Source organism: Enterococcus sp. RTP21361st1_A6_RTP21361_211029 (genome assembly GCF_040910045.1).
In the GTDB taxonomy this organism is placed as follows: Bacteria; Bacillota; Bacilli; order Lactobacillales; family Enterococcaceae; genus Enterococcus_D; species Enterococcus_D gallinarum.
The window spans coordinates 1-18,402 of sequence record NZ_JBDGBK010000062.1; the positions used below are offsets into that span (position 1 = coordinate 1).

Below are 18,402 nucleotides of genomic sequence, written 5' to 3' on the forward strand. Positions count from 1 at the left end.
CTGAAGAAAGTGGATTTCATTGGAAAAGAAATCGATATTCGCAGTTTCTTTCATGATTTTTATTATGAATCAGAAATAACTCCACACACGGTCTTGCCATCAATTGCCATCCAGTCGATTGCCTTTGCCTTACAAAAAAAGCACTTCTTCAGTAGCTATCCCAATGTTTCTTTGGGAGATTTTAGTTATACTCTAATGATTACTTTAGAACGTGAGGGAGACTTGCTTATCGAGTCAGAAATGATTCAAGCGCTGAAAGAACGAGAGGCATTCCAGCGTTTTTCAACTATCAATGATGTGATTGATGCGTCAATCGGGAAACGTTTGCCAGTGGAGGAATTATTGTATTTGTATGTGATGATTTTGTGTCGGCGTTCATTGACGGATCTGGCTGGAGAGCAGCAGTTTATTCAGGAACTCCAGCCGAATGTTGGGATTACAGACTGTGCCCAACTATTTTTATCCGCTTTTGGCCAGCAGAGTAATGACCTTCAGAGAGACATGATCCTTGTGCGTTCTTTTTTTACTATGCTGTATTTAAAAGAACAGCTATCACCAGTCACAAATCAAAATATTCTTGATATTCATGAAGTCGTCCAAGAGAAATACCCAGATTTGTATCTTGAGTTATTAGCATTCTTTACCGAACACCATCAGACAATCTCAGGGGGAAAGACAGCAGTAACAGAAATCACCGTGATGGCCGTCCTATTCATGGACTCACTAAAGGAAATCCATTGGGGAGCACCTAAAAATATTGCATTTTTATTAGAGGGAAACTACCTTGTTTGTCAGAATATCCAAGCAATGGCTATCAAATATCTTGGCCGGTTCCAGCACCTGTTTTTCCCGAATGCATTAGAGATGAACTTAGATTATTTAGAGCAGAATCATATTGATCTAGTAGTGACAAATTATAGTGAATATGTCAGTGATCAATTGATTGGAAACTGGCATTTGCTTTTTAAGTCAATTCCAGACGCAGAGGATTGGAATCGACTATTGTGGGAAATCAATCCTCGAATCATCAATGAATTTTCTTTAAGAAATGGTCAGTAACACTCAGTTTGTTTCGCAACAAAGGAGGTGTCAGCAGTAGCAAATAAGAGCAAGAGGCTAGAGTCACATCCAATCAATTTGATGACATAAATCAGACGATCACGTACTGCTAGGTATCCGCTGTCAGCAGTACGTCGCTGAAGAATAAAAAAACTTCGTGTTTAAAAGAGCGTATTTGCTTATGAATAGGCTCTTTATTTGAGGTGTCGATTAGACGAGAGGAGTGTGTGGTTTGGGAAGAGCGTTGCTATTACCCATTTTATCAGTATTTAGTCTTGGTAGCTGTCTTAGTTCTTTTTTGATGGTTGTTGTTTATCGTTTGCCCCGTCAGGAATCATTGGGAGGCCGCTCTCATTGTGAGCACTGTGGAAAGGTACTAACCCCGTGGCAGCTGATCCCTATTTGGTCATTTTTATTCTTAAAAGGCAAGTGCAGGAATTGTTTGGTACCGATTAATCGCAAGTATCCAATAAGTGAAATCGTTGGTGGGATCCTGTTGGTCATATTGTATATATTTTAAGGAATTGGAGGGAAATCAAGAGGGCAATGATTGAGCAGGAATCAAGACGAAACAAAGCGAGAAATGATCAGAGGGAACAATCAAGAGGAACCAAATTATAGCCTGGCAGTATCCAGAACGAAAAAAGGATGGGGGATTAGGGTGGTGTTGACAAAAAATCCCGAATAATACGGTTGATTAGCGTGAACGTGAACACAGTCAAGGGTCTTCCATGAATGAGAGCCCTCGGACGAGAGAAGCAAGTCAGCCATTATTCGGGTATTCGAGGGATATGGTCAAAGATCCAATTAGGAATTTTGCTGCGAAGCTTCGTCTTTTTGATAGACAAATGCACCGTTAAAAATGGTTGCAGTGACTTCTACCTCAAGCAGCTCTTTTTCTGAAAGGGAAAGAATATTTTTCGAAAGAATACAAAGATCAGCCAACTGCCCGACTTTGATCGAACCAATGTCTTGTCGACTGAGTGCCCGAGCTGCATCAGCGGTATGAGCAACCAGAGCATCTGCCACATTCATCACTTCAGAGGGCATCAATCCTTCTACTGGAGAGCCGTTTTTTTCTTTTCTAGCCACTGCATAATAGATCGAATCCAATGGAGACACATCGATCACTACTGGGCTGTCGGTTCCAAATGCTACTACAGCATCGTGGGCGAAAAAGGATTGAAAAGGAAACATTTGACTAGCGCGTTGCGGACCTACTTCTTCATCTAACGTTTCATAGCCGACTAATAAATGACTAGGTTGAACAGAAAGAACTAAATTGTCTTGTGCCACTAAAGAAAGATCTGCAGGATCCATGACTTCCAAATGCTCCAGTGTATTATTTTTACCGGCAGAGAGAGGGAAGCGCGCATGACTTTCATTAAAAAAAGACAACGCTTGATGGATCGCTTGGTCACCGATCGTATGGATGCGCATCGGCCAATTTTGCTGGTTTGCTAAGAAAATCAACTGGCGCATTTTTTCAATTGCAATCAGCGGCATACCAATATCACCAGTAAAATAAGGCGTTTCGTACTCCGATTTCAACAAAGCAGTATGGGTACTTGTTACACCATCAAAGAACTGTTTCACACCACCCATTTGGACTTTCTCAGATCGATAGTTTTGATAGATATCAGTTAAATGCTCTATTTCCATTCGCATCGCAGGGTAAAAAACCGCCCGTAAAGTCGCTTTTTCGGCAACTTTTTGGTAAAGCTCTGGATAAATCAAGTCGTCCCAGCTTTCGCCAGTCAGGGCAACATCGCCGATTGTAGTAATGCCATAACGATTGAGCTGCTTCATGTAAGAAAGGTACGTTGAGTAACTGTTGGCTTGAAAAGATTGCAGCACCTCCGCCAAGTAATTAATAGCAACTGCCTCAAGAAAACAACCCGTCAATTCGCCATCTTTCATCAATGCTTCTCCACTGATTCCGGTAGGAACTGAATCGGTTGTGATTTCTAAGGTTTCCATTCCTTTACTGTTTAACCAAATGCTGTGGGCGTCTCCTGAAATCAGCATGACTGGCACTTCGTCACAGTAGTGATCAATCGTTGCTTTTGTGGGATAGACTTGTTGTCCAAAGTCACTGCTGAACCAACCAATCCCAATTTTCCAGCCATGGGTCACAGGAATTTGCGGTACTTGCTGGGCAACTGCTTCTTCAGTTGTTCCAGTGACATGAGTTAACTGCCCTGCATGGAGCAAAGCGGAAAGATAAAAGTGAATATGGGCATCGATAAAGCCAGGAATGATCATTTGGTCATGACAATCAATGATCGTTGTTTCAGCTGGTAAGTTGGTAGGTGTGGCATCCAAAGGACCCACATCCTTGATCCTAGTTCCTTCAATCAAAATAAAACCAGCAAAGGTCGTTTTTCTTTCTGTATCAAAAATGTAGGAAGACTTCAATAGTATATTCATTTTATAATCCCAACTTCCATTCGAGAAAAAGATCGTTGTACTGTTCAACGGCATTTTTTCCTAAGTATTCGTAGTGTTCCATCTGTTGCATTGCTTCCGGCTCTGGATAGAAAGCTTTATTGGAGGTCAATTCAGTCGGTAGCAGTTGCTTCGCGGTCTCACTCGGTGTCGCATAACCGACATACTCAGCGTTTTGAGCGGCATTTTCAGGACGCAGCATGAAATTGATAAACGCATAAGCTCCTTCAAGATTGCCGACGGTTTTTGGAATCGCAAAGTTATCTGTCCAGATAGCACCGCCATCATTAGGGACGACATAGGTTATAGCAGGATTCTCAGACATGACATACGCTGCATCTCCTGAATAGCCAATGCCGATCGGTGCATCGTTGTTGACCATCAAAGTCTTGATCTCATCAGTGAGGACTGCTTTGACATTGGGGCGTAATGCTTCCAATTTCTCGATGGCTTGTTGAAGGTTTGCTGTATCTAGCTCATTTTGAGAAAGATCTAAAGTCTGCAAAGCCATTCCTAACGTTTCTCTTGCGCCATCAACAACTAGAATATCGTTGGCAAATTCCGGGCGCCATAAATCTGCCCAGCCATGAATGGTGGTAGGATCGATTTGGTCACTATTAACCATGATTCCAATAGTTCCCCAAAAATAAGGAATGGAGTAATGATTGTTTTTGTCAAAGCGCTGATCCATCAGAAAATCAGAAAGATCTTCACTGCCGACGAGTTTATCATGTTCTAAAGGAATCAGCAGCTGCTCCTCAATCATTTTAGGAATCATCGATTCACTGGGGAAAATCAAATCGTACCTGGTACCGCCTTGTTTGACCTTTGTTTCCATTGCTTCATTCGAATCAAATGTATTATAAATCACTGAATAGCCACTTTCAGTTTCGAATTTTTTTATCAGATCGGGGTCAATATATTCTCCCCAATTATAAATAATAACCGTGTTAGCATCATTTGCTGATGCACTTCCTGTTTCATTGGACAGTACAGCTTTGCCAACAAAAAGAATACCTAGGATCGCAATGATCCCGCCAAAAAATACGTGCAATCTTTTCAATTCATCAATTCCTTCTTTCTTATCACATTCTTATTCCTGTAGAATAAATGAAACCTTTTAAAAAGGCAATAAAAAGTTAGTCAGTGAAAAAACTGCTTTTTCTGATAGAAAAGGGAAAGTCGAATCAGTTGTAAAATCAGGGATCATTGCCTAAGCTATGAAAGAGACCTTTCGTTTCTTTAGAAAAATGACGGAAGCTCATTTACATAATCTCAAGGAGTGATTTACATGGAAACACGAGCAGTTGTTATTAATGAATATGGTGGTAAAGAAAAACTAGCAGAAGCGAAAGTTTCACTACCTGAACTCGGTGCGGATCAAGTGTTGGTGAAAGTTGCAGCAACTTCGATCAACCCAATTGACTGGAAATTACGCGAAGGATACTTGAAGCAAATGTTTCCTTGGTCATTTCCGATTATTCTAGGATGGGATGTTGCTGGAGAAATCGTTGAAGTTGGTCAGAAGGTTAAAGACTATCACGTAGGCGATCGGATTTTCGCTCGTCCAGAGACGACACGATTTGGGACCTATGCGGATTATACGATTGTGGACAGCAACTTACTGGCGCCTGTGCCAGAATCTATTGCCTTCACGGAAGCTGCAGCTGTGCCTCTAGCAGGATTGACTGCATTACAAGCTCTATTTGATCATGGTTCGTTAAAAGCTGGCGAAAAAGTGTTGATTCATGCCGGAGCTGGCGGAGTTGGGACCTACGCCATTCAACTTGCGAAAAATGCCGGCGCCTATGTCATCACGACGGCAAGTCCCCGTAATCATGAACTTGTTAAAAAATTAGGTGCAGATGAAGTGATCGACTACCATACAACGGATTTCGAAGAAGTTCTTACTGACATTGATTTAGTTTTTGATACAATGGGTGGCGAGATCCAAAAGAAAAGCTTCTCCGTTCTAAAAGAGCATGGCCGCTTGATTTCTGTACTGAGTATTGAAGATGAAACATTAGCCGCAACGAAACAAATTGAAGCAAAAGCAATTTGGTTACGTACAAATGGAGAACAGTTAAGCGAATTAGCTAAACTAATGGCTGATGGCAAATTAGTAAGTGTGATTGGCGAAACTTTCCCATTGACTCGTCAAGGTGTCTATGATGCCCATGCATTAAGTGAAACACACCATGCGGTAGGGAAAATCGTGCTCGACAACCAATAAATTACAGACATAAATCAAGCGAAGCAGAGGAACTGAGGATATGAGATTGTGGCATGAAGCACTTTTGCCTAAATTACCAAGACAACAATTACTGGGACAGCATCGGGAAGTAGCTGCGCTGAGAGGCGCTGGCTGGGGAAAGAAACATGCGACAGTCGATTACGTTTTTGCTCATTCTCCATATAAGCTGTACCAATACCATCTCCTTGTCATGGCAGAGATGCAGCGTCGCGGCTATCGTCCAGCAGCAGCGTGGTTAGAGCCTACTTATCGGGGGCAAAAGACAGCTCCTTATCAGGTGTTAGAGCCGATTGAGCAATCAGTCCCTATTTATCCTGAACATACTGCAATGTATTTAGAGGAGTGTTTAGCTAATTTAAGAAGCAAAGGAATCTATCTCTGATGGCTAATAAAAAAACAAAAAAGTGCGCGTCCTTGTTTGAAGCAAGGACGCGCTTTTCTTTTTGAAGCAATTCATAAACAGTTGACTTACAAAAAGTAAGCATATCTTTCGCGTTAATAAAAAGAAGTTGTTATAGTGAATGCAGGAAGTATTTGAAAAGAGGGAAATGATATGACAATCAATAATAAACAAATAGAATTTGGGTTAGATACCTTTGGCGATCTTGCCTTTGATGACCAGACCCATCAACGAATCAGTTACAGCCAATCATTAAGAAATATTATTGCAGAAGGAAAGTTGGCCGATGAAGTCGGTGTCGATATCCTCGCATTAGGCGAACACCATCGCGAAGAGTATGCAATCTCAAGCCCAGATACAGTATTAGCTGCGCTGGCAATGGTCACTAAAAGAATCAAATTAGGAACGGGAGTAACTGTATTAAGTTCTGATGATCCAGTTCGGGTCTATGAACGATTTGCGACAGTTGATGCCCTTTCAAATGGTCGTGCGCAGATCATGTTAGGAAGAGGGTCATTCACTGAATCTTTTCCACTGTTTGGCTATGATCTGCAAGATTATGAAGAATTATTTGAAGAAAAAGTAGCAATGTTTTACGAACTCCTTAAAGGGGAGCCACTGACCTGGAAAGGCAAATTTACTCAATCTTTGGAGAATGCCGAAGTTTATCCAAAACTCGAAGGAACACTGGATACGTATATTGGCGTGGGAGGAACACCGGAGTCGATTATTCGTGCTGTTCGCTACGGCTTTCCAGTTATGCTAGCCATCATTGGCGGGGAGCCTGCGCGATTTGCCCCCTATGTACAACTTTATCAAAAAGCAACGCAGCAAATGGGCAGACCGATTCTTCCGGTAGGGATGCATTCCCATGGGGTGATTGCGGAGACGGATGAGGAAGCGTACGAAATCGGTTGGCACTATATCAAGAAAAGTATGGATAAAATCGGAGAAGACCGTGGTTGGCCCGAGATGTCGAAAGAACGTTTCGATTTTGAAGTAGAACATGGCTCTTACTATGTAGGTAGTCCTGAGACTGTGGCACAAAAAATTGCGCGAACGATGCCGCAAGTCGGCGTCGAACGGTTTGATCTTGTTTATGGAACCGGTGGACAATTACAAAAAGACCGTCTGCGGACTATCGAACTTTATGGTACAAAAGTAATCCCTAGGGTCAAAGAACTATTGAGATCAGGTGGGAAATAATGGGAAAATCTAGAATTGGCATCTTAGGAGCCGGCAAGTTGGGGTTAGCATTAGCAAAATTAGGAGCAGAAGCTGGGTATGAGGTCTGGATCGCTAGCAGAAAGCCAGCGGAAAAGAATGCTCTAGCTGTTGAAATCCTTGCTCCAGGTGCAAAGGTGAAGAATGTCTCAGACATCCTGACGGAAATGCCAGTCATTTTATTAGCAATCCCTTTAAGCAACTATCCGTCACTTCCCAAGGAGCAGCTGGCTGGTAAACTTGTGATCGATGCAATGAACTATTGGTGGGAAGTTGATGGAACCAGCAAAACGTATTCGACTGTTGAAGAAACATCTTCAGAAAGGGTCCAAAAATATTTTGACCAAAGCAGAGTTATCAAGGCATTCAACCATATGGGTTATCATGATGTTCAAGACGAAGCTCGGCCGGCTGGTTCACCAGCCAGAAAAGCCATGGCAATCGCTGGTAATGATCCGGAATCTATGTCTCAAACGGCCAAAATCGTTGACGACTTTGGCTTTGATCCGGTAGTGATCGGTCGTCTAGCCAATGGTCTTATGCTAGAACCTGGCGGTGAACTTTTTGGCGCCAGTGAGACAAAAACAAATTTAAATCATTTAATTGAAACGTTTTATCAGAGTGCTCAAGGCAAACAATTACTCGAACGACAAAATTAAAAAGAACCTCTTTAGCGAAACTCACTTTTTCAGTGAGTAGGGCTAAGAGGTTCTTTTTGTTTCTCAATCTGCTGGATCGCTTTTTCTTGAATACTGTTTGCGATATAGCCAATCTCATTTCGTGTAATAAAGATGTCTGTTGCTTTGAAAGGAACTTTCTGAAAAGGAGGGACGATATTTCCGATAATCAAATCATAGGTTGCTTTGACGGCAGGGATTGAAAAAGAGTCTAACGGATTGAGAATCGTGATTTTCAGGTCGTAGGGGACGAACTGTTTGATTTGTGTTCGGATCATTTCCGTATGGTCGCTATTGGTATCGTAGAACAAGGCGAGATGATAATCTGCATGTTGATCAATGATTTGTTTTGTAAATAGTGGAAAAGAAGTATGGAAAATATAAATCAAATGGTTGATCGTAGCAGGGCGAATCGCCGGTAATTCAGAATGAGTCACTAGCTGAACAATATCCTTGTTGATTGCTTGCTGGACAGGATCGCAGTTATCAACAAAACGGGCCAGGCGATCATTCAAAATACAATACGGAACATTCAAATTCGTTTCCAGCAAATATTTGAAACTAACAGCATCCAATTTTTCTTGAAAGTCTGTTTCGGTGTAATGGTATTTAAGAAAAATTTGTTTAGTCAATCGATAGAAGATTTTTTTTACTTGTTTATAGATAGCTGGGTCGGCTGTGATATGAGAAGTCAGATAACCCATAACTTTTTCTAAATAAGATCGTTTGTAGCGAGAGAATTCAGCGAGATCGATTTTTTCTAGAAAATATTCAATTTTATTCGATTGCACTTCCGTGGCAAAAAGCCTCTCTCGTTTACTATGTACATAAATGATAAACGCTATTTTTCGTATGTCAGAAAAATACAGCTTTAATGGAGTAACTTCAGCCAAAAGTTGTGCAACTTTTAAAAATTCTTGTTCCTGATTTTTACTGGCATCTCTAAACTCATGTTGGTATTTCTCCAAAAAGAAAACCATGTAAAACTGGCGAATAGTCATTTCATTCCCAGCTATGCGGATAGGTTTTTTTTCTATATGAAAATCAAAAGGACGTATGACCGTGTTGATTTTTTTAATTAAACGAATAATTGAGGATTTGCTTAGATTCAATTCAATCGCTAGTGTCTCATAACTGGAAAAGTGGGATGAAAACAGAAGTTCCAAGAGTTTGAAAGCAGAAGAGTCAGCCAAGAAAAAACTATAGACATCCGATCGTGAAGCGAAAGAATGGAATTCCAGACTCACTTAGGAATGATTGTCTATATTTATTTGAAGAAAGGACAGATCGTGATTGATCTCTGTCACATACTTTCTGAACAACGACAAAGACAGGTCAAATTCATCCAGCAAATCAGCAATAAAACAGTGACGGTCATGCAACAAACTTTCAATCAACTACAATTTTATTTGTGAAGCAGTTGACAATAAACCTCTGAACATAGCTTTCCTCCAATCAGTTATGTATTGATGGTAGCACGTTTTTCCAAATAGTCAAAGATATTTGAAAAATGATTTTTTTGAACACTTAGTTTATGCCAAATTTGGGAAAATAAAGGTGAGATAACACATGCTTTTTTATTGATACTTGTCTCTGATTTTCTATAAAAAAGGTATGTTATTGAATGAAAAATAGGTTCTGGTCTAGCTATATCAATCGTTATGCTGTCTTCGGAAGAATGAGGGAAGAACGTACAGTACGGTGCCATCATAAATAATTATATTGGTTGGTTCTTTTAGAAAAACTTATATTTTAGAAAAGTAAAAAAATTAAGTTTTTCTAAAAAGTAACAGTTGTTTTTTTAGAAAGGATGAATCACTATGAATAAAAAACTATGTGCATATTTGAGCTTGTTGGTTTTGCTAGGTGCGACTTTTTGTACACCGGCAATTGCAGTAGCTGAAATGGTTTCAAATATAGAAGTTGAAAGTCAAACGAGCCAATCGAATTCACCTGCGACAGACACAAAAACGGAAGAATCAACAACAACTTCAGAAAACGCGGAGAGTACTAGTCAAACAGTCGAAGATACCTCAAACAGTCAACCGGAAAAAGCGACCACTACTACTACGACTGAAACGTCCACTTCAGAGTTGAATCAAAATACAATACAGCCAAGTGCACCCACGGAGGATTCAGAGACTGAATCTACCGAACAAGCAGTCACTCCAAATGCTGTTAATCCAGATTTAAATGCTCGAGGAATTCAACTATTTGATAATGTACGAATTACAGATATGAATGATCAACCTTTTGATCAAAACAATCCTCCTTATTATAACGACAATATTAAGATTCACTTTGACTGGTCATTATCTGATCAGGAGGAAATCAAAAACGGTGATTATTATATTTATCAGCTACCAAGCTATTTTGCTGTTCACAATGAGGTGTCAGGCACATTACAGCGTTCAGGTGGAGGATCATTAGGAGACTTTTATCTAAATGCAAATGGAGAATTAAAGATTGTTTTCAATGAAAACGCAGAGAATCTATCAGGTAGAAGTGGGACAATCAATCTTGAAACCGAATTGAAAGTGTCAACAATCACAGAAGATGTTGTCATCGAAACTGGTATTTATGACCGTGATGGCAATGAGATCCTGATTACTTTACCAATCTATCAAATCGATATTACGAAGAGTGGGAAAGTAAGTACTAGTGGCTCAATTGTTTGGGAGATCGTATATAATACGGAAAGCAAGGAACTAGAAAACGTCGTTGTGACAGATAAACTACCAAGCGGATTGGCATATTCTCATTCTTATGGTTACCTTTATGATGGAGACGCTTGGGTTAGAACTAGCGACTTGTATACTTATAACTCAACGACTGGAACTTTTACATTCAATCAAAAAATCGATAAGCCAGTCAAAATTGAAATTTATAGTGTTGTCAATGATCCAACGATTAACTCCTTCAAAAATGTTGCTCAAATCACTGGAGATAATTTCCATGAAAAATCAGTTGAAGCAACAGTCAGCTATGATGAATCTGCGGAATATAAGCGATTTTTAGGTTATGATCAGTCAACTGGTCGTGCTTCTTGGGAGGTTTCTTTAGATCTTAGCAAAGACGGTTCAATTCTCACTGATAAAACGTATTCTGGATCACTTTCAGAAATTGCATTGCATTATTTAGTAGCCGATTCTGTAGTGGTCAGAAACAAAAATGATAACAGTATTGTGACAGATTGGCACTTTGATGAAGCAGGAGAAATAAAAAAAGATAATCAGCTTGTTCAATTTCAACTTGTGTTTGCTCATGCTGGACAATATGTGATTCGTTATGAGACACAACTCTTTGATCCAGTACTGGTGAATACTAGAATTACTAACTAAATAACTATCAAAGATGATACGACAACTTCTCATAATGGGTCGGGAACAGTGACCCAACAAGCAAAATTGGTGTGACAAAAACAGCACCATCAAAAAGTTATCAGGATCAAACGATTCAATGGCAGATTGAGATAAATCAGCAATATGTAGAAGTGGAAAATATGGTCATCACAGATCGCTATCGAGAAATTAGCGGGACAAATATTAGTGGATTAGAATTGATTGAAGACTCTCTTGTTTTAACTGCAACTAGCCAGTCAGGAGAAGTTAAAGAATTGACTTCAAGCGACTTTGATTTATCGAAGCAGCGTGAAACCACTTCTGGAGAAAATCCAATTGAGTACGAATCTGGTTTTCAAATTAAACTAAAAGGAAACTATGCAAAGACAGCAGACAAAATTACGGTCAGATTCAAAACGACTTTTGATATGACGACACAGATCGCTTTAGGAAGTGCCAAAACACGTTTTAGTAATTCTGCTTTTGTCGATTATGAAATTGACGGTAACTCTTATAGGGAAGCCGCTCAAGCAAATTCATGGATGGACACTACTTGGACCTTAAACGCGCTAAAAGCAGGGCTTTTCATTCCAAAAGGAGGAGATGTAAAAGCATACTTGCAAGCAGCTTTTAACCGTAATTTCCCAAATATCTTTTCAGAAGATGTTGCTACAAGTGATCAAATCTATTGGATGGGATTATTTAATACGTATAAAGCGACACTTCATGAAGGAACCAAGATTGTCGATCAATTACAAGATGGTCAAACGTTTAAAGAAGCAGTAGTTTATACAGTTGACGTATCCGGAACAGGAAACCAAGTAAGATCTCTGAAGGAAGAATTGAGCTCAGCTGATTATCGCTTGACGTATGATCCAGTGACAAAACAAGTGACAGTAGAACTGTTGAAAGACACTTCAGAAACGATTGCTGTCTTCATTGCTGTCGAAGCAGCTACAGATGTTTACAAGTACAATAATATGATCTCTTTGACAGATGGTACAACGGATTTAACTGCTGAAGCGCAAGTTGAGAAATCCGCAAAAGGAAACTGGTTAACAAAAAATGGCACTCAAAATGTTGACAATAATCGACTGTTGGATTGGGAAGTGCTGGTTAACCAAGATAGTCGAACGATCAAGAATGCTGTGATTGAAGATACGATCAATTATAATCAACAGACTTTCTTGTACGATGAGACAGGAAAAGTCCTTGTTGATGTGTATAAAGCCGTCAAAGACGGAGATCAATGGATAAAAGGTGAGAAAGTTATTTTCAATAATCAAGACAATCCAAATGTAACAACGAATGGTATTGATGGAACATTCACATTACGTATTGCTTTTGAGGATGTCATTGACAGTCCATACTTCATCGTTTATCAAACGAAACTTGATCCTGGCATTCGAAATAATGAAGTTGTTTCAAATGATGTGTCTCTTTACGGAAGTCAGACGGAAATCCATCAAGTAACAAAAGACGTAATCGTCAAATCTACCAACGGTAGCGGTACTTCAACGGGAACAAATGGCTCGTTGACAATCAATAAATATGACAGAGAAGGGGATAAGGAAGCTGGGATCAACAAAGAGGCACATTTCCAACTCAGTCGTAAAAATGCCGAAGGAAACTACGAAGTTGTTTTCTCCGAACTTGTTGTCAGAAATAATAAGTTGATTCAAGGAACTAGCGAATTTGACCACTTAGATGGGCTACGATATGGGGATTATAAAATCCAAGAAACGAAAGCACCAGATGGATATGAGCGGGATGAAAAAGAATATACGTTTACGATCTCGAACGAGGAAGTCGATTATGTCTTTGAACTAGCTAATACAAGGGAAATTATCGAAACTAGCCTAGCTTTAACGGCTACGAAAGCTTTGGAAGGCCGACAGATCGAAGACGGGGAATTCACTTTTGTTTTGGCAGATGAAGAAAATAAAATCCTTCAAGAAAAGACGAACAAGGCAAATAATATTCTTTTTGATGAGATTACTTATCAAAAAGAAGGAACCTATCGATATAAAATTTATGAAGTACAAGGACATGACGCTACGATTAGCTATGATGATTCAATCACCAATGTTACAGTAGAGGTGAAAAATAACGACGGACAGTTAGAAGCAACAGCGACTTATGAAGGCAACGCCGTCTTCACGAACACTTACACACCAAAAGCCGGCAGTGTAGTGTTGGAAGCTGAGAAAGTTTTGACTGGCCGTTCACTAGTCGCAGGGGAGTTCACCTTTGAATTAGTCGATCAAGAGGGACAAGTGATTCAAAGCCAAACCAACGACGGCACAGGGAAAGTTTACTTCGATGCGATTCCGTACGACAAAGCCGGTGAGTACAACTATACGATCCGGGAAAAAGCCGGACAAGACAGTACAATCACTTATGATGACGCAGAGATTCCAGTGACCGTAAATGTCAAAGATCAAAACGGAACATTGGAAGCGAAAGCAGATTATGGTAGCGAGCCAACCTTTACTAACCGCTACACGCCAGAAAAAGCTCCTGATCCAGCAAAAAATCAGAATACAAAAACACCGACGAAGAAAAACGAACTGCCAAAAACCGGTGAAACGTATCAAGTCAGCTGGATGTTAGTAGGCTTGTTACTAGTAGGCATTGTAGTAGTGGTATATCGCAGACAGAAAAGAAAGTAACTAGCTAAACGATCAAAGATTCCTTGATCTGGTTTCCTATGTTGGAAACGGATCAGGGGGTCTTTTTCTTTTGAAAGAGGTCTTGCTGAACAAAAAACCTCTGTTTACCTTTTGCGTAACAAAAGATAAACAGAGGCACCCACCTTGTCAAACCAGCACGTGGTCGTTAATTGAAAAATATAAGTTGTACGCTTGTAACTGAACAGCAGTCATTAAACTGGTCCCTGCCAGACCCCATTGGTGTACATATAAGCCTGTACCTGCTTTGTGCTCGCTTTTGACTCCCACCCAGCTGTTTTATAAATCAACAAGCCAATTTGTTTGTTGAATCTGCCCGTCTAATTCACGTAAGGCTTTTGCGGTTTGATTCAAACGGTCGGTGATTTGCTTGGTATCGATCGTTCGGATCATACGAATCTCATTACGTCCCATCCGTGGAGCAACCTTGGCTGCTTCCAATGTTGCCGTTAGCATCGCATGCGAACGCCTTAAAGCTTCCCGTTTCTCTAATGCAGCAGCAATCGTTTCTTGTCCACCGATTTTGGCGACCGCATTTCGCTGATTGATTGCAATGACCAACTGGGCAAATTCTTGGTTTGTTGTTTCATAATCCAGCAGTAAGTCGTCGATGCTGCGGTCTAACGTATCGCCTTCTTGGATCACGGCACTACTGGCAATCTCTTCTCGTAACAGAGTGAGTTTGGATTCAAGATCTCTTCGTAGTAATAATGCTTCAGCAAGTTTCATTGATTTCATCCTTTCGAGCAAGGTTTCTTTTCTTTATCCTAGAAAAAAAACACTAAGCTGGCAAGTATTTGCCCTCCAAAAAGTCTTGAAGCCATTATTGAAAAGATTGAAAATTCTAAAAACTGTTTGACTTGAAAAACGAGGAATAGTATACTTTTATCAATTCAGTAGAATATAGGACATCGATGAGAAGAGTAGCTTTGATGACTGTTTAAAGAGAACCCGGGTTGGTGAGAAAGGGGACAGAACGCTAAGTGAAGATGAGCTCAGAGTCTTTTAACTGGTTTACGCTGGTTAGACGGAACGCAGCCGTTATCCTGCCGAGTATGCATACGTACTGATGAGGTGTTATTTGTAAAAATGACACGAAAAAGGGTGGTAACACGAAGTCTTCGTCCCTTTGTTGATCAATGATGATCAGCAAAGGGACGAGGATTTTTTTATTTAATCAAGCTTGCAACTCGCAAGTGAAAAGGAAAGAGGAGAGTAAATGAAAAAGGGTTTGGTTGTTGTAGGGATTTTAAGTTTTTTGTTAGCAGGATGTAGCACGACTGGATCGTCCGCAAAGGAGACAGATCCAGAAGTTCAAGAGATTTCAGTCAGCTTACCGGCAGAGTTGACAACATTAGATACGACGCAAACAACGGATAAAGTTACGTTTACCGTTATCCAGCATCTTTTTGAAGGGTTGTATCGTTTTGATGAAAAGAGTCAGCCAGTTCCCGGTTTGGCGGAGGAAGCAGTCATCAGTGAAGATGGCAAGACATATACCTTTAAACTAAAGGAAGAAGCCAAATGGAGTGATGGGCAGCAAGTGCAAGCAGCAGATTTTGCTTATGCTTGGAAGAAACTGGTCGATCCTAAAACCATGGGGCCAAATGCGTATCTTTTAGACAATGTCGTCAACAGTCAAGATATTCGCGAAGGGAAAGCAGACATTGCGACGATTGGCTTAGAAACACCGGATGAAAAGACCTTTGTCGTCCATTTGGAACAGCCGCAACCTTCTTTTTTATCGGTGGTGTCGATTGGCTGGTTAGCGCCTCAAAGACAGTCTTATGTTGAAGAAAAAGGGACGGCATATGGGAAAACAAGTGAAGACTTGCTCTATACGGGACCTTTCATTCTGAAAGACTGGCAACAGACCGGTGCAGAATGGACGCTTGCCAAAAATCCTGAGTATTACGATCAAGCGGTAGTTAAGTTGGATAAAATCAAAGGTTCCACGATCAAAGAGGAGAATACTGGAATCCAGTTGTTTGAAAGCGGGGAGTTGGATCTGCAAAAAATCAGCGGACTCTATGTGCAACAGTACCAAAATAATGACTCCTTAGTCACTCAAAAGGATATTGCCAACTATTTTTTAGATTTTAATAAACAGGCAAATAAACCATTGGCAAATGTCCACCTTCGTAAAGCCATCGCTTTGGCGATTGACAAAGAGAGTCTCGTGAATGATGTGTTGAACGATGGAGCAAGCGTATTGAATGGCCTTATTCCCAGTGGGCTTTATGCCAATCCGAATACCAATGAAGATTTTCGCACTTATAGTGGGGACTACAATGAATACGATAGTAACAAAGCACAAGCAGAATGGAGCCAAGCACAATCAGCTATCGGTGACAAAATTGAACTGACTTTATTGGTAACAGATGATGATCATGGACAAAAAATCGGTGAATATCTGCAAAATCAGCTTCAAGATCATTTGCCTGGTTTGACGATTACAATCAATAAACAACCACGAACGAATTTGAATCAATCACGAGCAGATGGTCAATATGAGTTGTCGATTTCTGGTTGGATTGCTGGCAGCAGTGACTTGGACTCTTATTTCAATTTATATAAAAAAGGTTCTTCTTACAATTACGGTGGATATGTCAACGAGGACTATACGGCATTGACAGAAAACGCACGTACCGTGGATGCCAATGATCCAGATAAAGTATTTGAAGATTACAAATCAGCAGAATCAATTCTGTTAGCAGAAGATGCAGCTCAAGTTCCTCTATATCAGAGTGCATCAAATTATATGATCAGGTCAACGATCAAAGATATCCAATTTCCCGCATACGGTGCCTATTTTTATTTCCGTACGGCATCTGTAGAGAAGTAAGCAAAAAACGCAGCCCTAAGCTTGCTTGGGCTGCGTTTTTGTGAGCTGCACTTAATAACAACGATCAGTAGTTACTCATTTTCTGTGGTCATTGCAGCTTCTTTAAATAAGAGAACTTTACTTTCTGGATAGGTTGGAAAGTGATTCATTGGAATCTTCCAATCTTGTTCAGGAACTTCAAACTGATAGTGGTTGACCAGTAAATCACTGAACACGCGCAACGTATGCAAGGTAATCCATTCACCAGCACAGCGGTGCATTTTGCGGAAATCACCGCCTCCTTGTGCGATCATTTCATATTCTTCCTCATAGGAAATGGCTTGTGTACGTCCGACAAAGCGATCCACTTTGAAGTCATCTGGCTGATCAAAGGTTCTCGGATCATGATTCGTACCATAAATATCTTGGACGACCCAGCTGTCCTTAGGGATCAGATAACCATCGACGACAACATCTTGCAAGCTAATGGCAGGCATCATTGGAAAGAAAGGATAAAAGCGGCGTAATTCTTGAATAAATGAATCCTGTAACTCCGAAAAGTTTTGTTTAAGTGCTTGGTAGATAGTCGTTGTACTAAAAAGGGCATGTCCCATCAAAGCGATCCAAACGGTTAAAGCAACCGTAGGGCGGATGATATTTAACAGATCGACGGCTGCAACTTCGATCGGCAGTAAATTACCTTCAAGATCAGTGGCAGTAGCGAAAGTATAGAGTGCTAATGATTCTTTGCCAGCAACAGGATGTTGACGAGCTTCTTCAATCAATCCTTGAGCCCATTTCTCAGATTTTTTACGATCTTCGACGCCTCTTAAATGGGCGACAGGGGAGGTGACAGTCCCGCTGAACATAGCAACTTGATAATCAGCTAACTCACTGATCTCTGATTGAGACAGTGGTGCTAGATTGATTCCTGACCATTCACAAATCGTTTTGAATAGAACATTTTTTGTGAGTGAAAAAAGCTCAAAGGTACCGGATTGTTTATCCAGTTCATGAGAAAGGTTTCGTTCCAACAAATCATGGTAATCGGTCATTCTCTCAGGTGTCATCAAGTCCATAAAGTAGTTTTTCCGATGGTGATGTTGTTCCCCGTCTAAAGTTTGAACCCCCTCTTCCCCTAACAAGGTTGAACGGACGAGTTTAGGCATTGCTCCTTCACGTTTAAAGTTTCGTGGATCATAAAAAATTTTTGCTGCTTCTTTTCCATAAATGGCAATCACTTCTTGATTCAGAAATTTAGCTCTAACGACTGGGGCATTCACCTCAGACCGTAATTCTCCTAAGATTTCATAACCAGCATCAAAGAGTTCTTTGACCTCAGTTAATTTGATTTTCGCTGTTGGTACTTCTTTCATTGGATTTCCTCCTGTCTTTTTCCTATTGATATCCTGAATAATTCATAAAATTTCAGGAAACTACAAATAACCTTGCTGCAATAGCATTTTTCACTTGTTCGATAAGCAC

At 40.4% G+C, this 18,402-nt stretch carries 15 protein-coding genes; 10 read left to right on the plus strand and 5 right to left on the minus strand.

Annotated features, from left to right (window positions below):
* Together AB5Z52_RS11310 and AB5Z52_RS11315 are read left to right on the plus strand one after the other, a co-directional pair.
* The coding region (locus AB5Z52_RS11310) for a hypothetical protein (protein ID WP_368266917.1) at positions 1-1,059 on the plus strand (1,059 nt) is incomplete at its 5' end.
* Between the two features lie 223 nt (positions 1,060-1,282).
* A complete protein-coding gene (locus tag AB5Z52_RS11315; protein WP_003125769.1) occupies positions 1,283-1,579 on the plus strand; it encodes a prepilin peptidase in 297 nt (98 codons plus the stop codon).
* A 287-nt stretch (positions 1,580-1,866) separates the two neighbouring features.
* Here AB5Z52_RS11315 and AB5Z52_RS11320 read toward each other — a convergent pair whose 3' ends face one another.
* Positions 1,867-3,489, minus strand: coding sequence for an amidohydrolase (locus AB5Z52_RS11320; RefSeq protein ID WP_368243880.1), 1,623 nt, complete (start codon positions 3,487-3,489; stop codon positions 1,867-1,869).
* Position 3,490: 1 nt separating this feature from the next.
* Positions 3,491-4,570: a PotD/PotF family extracellular solute-binding protein gene (locus AB5Z52_RS11325; RefSeq protein ID WP_005470675.1), complete on the minus strand. Its 1,080-nt coding sequence runs from the start codon at positions 4,568-4,570 to the stop codon at positions 3,491-3,493.
* Between the two features lie 228 nt (positions 4,571-4,798).
* On the opposite strand from AB5Z52_RS11325, the gene AB5Z52_RS11330 reads away from it, so the two are divergent.
* From AB5Z52_RS11330 to AB5Z52_RS11345, 4 genes are all read left to right on the plus strand, one after another.
* On the plus strand, positions 4,799-5,740 hold the full coding sequence (locus AB5Z52_RS11330; RefSeq protein ID WP_003125772.1) for an NADP-dependent oxidoreductase: 942 nt from the start codon (positions 4,799-4,801) through the stop codon (positions 5,738-5,740).
* Positions 5,741-5,780: 40 nt separating this feature from the next.
* A complete protein-coding gene (locus AB5Z52_RS11335; protein ID WP_003125773.1) occupies positions 5,781-6,143 on the plus strand; it encodes a TIGR02328 family protein in 363 nt (120 codons plus the stop codon).
* A 171-nt stretch (positions 6,144-6,314) separates the two neighbouring features.
* Positions 6,315-7,367: an LLM class flavin-dependent oxidoreductase gene (locus AB5Z52_RS11340; protein ID WP_137264321.1), complete on the plus strand. Its 1,053-nt coding sequence runs from the start codon at positions 6,315-6,317 to the stop codon at positions 7,365-7,367.
* Complete coding sequence (locus AB5Z52_RS11345) at positions 7,367-8,044, plus strand: NADPH-dependent F420 reductase (RefSeq protein ID WP_081131552.1); 678 nt, start codon at positions 7,367-7,369, stop codon at positions 8,042-8,044. Before AB5Z52_RS11340 ends, AB5Z52_RS11345 begins: the two co-directional genes overlap by 1 nt.
* A gap of 29 nt (positions 8,045-8,073) precedes the next feature.
* Here the strand turns inward: AB5Z52_RS11345 and AB5Z52_RS11350 are convergent, their stop codons facing one another.
* Entirely contained in the window at positions 8,074-9,309 is a 1,236-nt protein-coding gene (locus AB5Z52_RS11350) for a helix-turn-helix domain-containing protein (RefSeq protein ID WP_276524333.1), read from the minus strand.
* Between AB5Z52_RS11350 and AB5Z52_RS11355 the strand changes: the two genes are divergently transcribed.
* From AB5Z52_RS11355 to AB5Z52_RS11365, 3 genes are all read left to right on the plus strand, one after another.
* Positions 9,292-9,477 carry a hypothetical protein gene (locus tag AB5Z52_RS11355; RefSeq protein WP_003125778.1) on the plus strand — a complete coding sequence of 62 codons (186 nt, stop codon included), beginning with the start codon at positions 9,292-9,294 and terminating at the stop codon, positions 9,475-9,477. The two genes, AB5Z52_RS11350 and AB5Z52_RS11355, sit on opposite strands and share 18 nt — an antisense overlap.
* A gap of 405 nt (positions 9,478-9,882) precedes the next feature.
* Positions 9,883-11,403, plus strand: a complete 1,521-nt coding sequence (locus AB5Z52_RS11360) for an Ig-like domain-containing protein (protein ID WP_137264322.1) — start codon at positions 9,883-9,885, stop codon at positions 11,401-11,403.
* A gap of 71 nt (positions 11,404-11,474) precedes the next feature.
* Positions 11,475-14,075, plus strand: a complete 2,601-nt coding sequence (locus AB5Z52_RS11365; protein ID WP_081842084.1) for an FctA domain-containing protein — start codon at positions 11,475-11,477, stop codon at positions 14,073-14,075.
* Between the two features lie 297 nt (positions 14,076-14,372).
* Here the strand turns inward: AB5Z52_RS11365 and AB5Z52_RS11370 are convergent, their stop codons facing one another.
* Positions 14,373-14,822 carry a DIP1984 family protein gene (locus AB5Z52_RS11370; protein ID WP_005470685.1) on the minus strand — a complete coding sequence of 150 codons (450 nt, stop codon included), beginning with the start codon at positions 14,820-14,822 and terminating at the stop codon, positions 14,373-14,375.
* Between the two features lie 490 nt (positions 14,823-15,312).
* Between AB5Z52_RS11370 and AB5Z52_RS11375 the strand changes: the two genes are divergently transcribed.
* Positions 15,313-16,938, plus strand: a complete 1,626-nt coding sequence (locus AB5Z52_RS11375; RefSeq protein ID WP_005470687.1) for a peptide ABC transporter substrate-binding protein — start codon at positions 15,313-15,315, stop codon at positions 16,936-16,938.
* Positions 16,939-17,009: 71 nt separating this feature from the next.
* Here the strand turns inward: AB5Z52_RS11375 and AB5Z52_RS11380 are convergent, their stop codons facing one another.
* Positions 17,010-18,293, minus strand: coding sequence for a cytochrome P450 (locus AB5Z52_RS11380; RefSeq protein ID WP_005470691.1), 1,284 nt, complete (start codon positions 18,291-18,293; stop codon positions 17,010-17,012).
* Between the last annotated feature and the right edge of the window lie 109 nt (positions 18,294-18,402).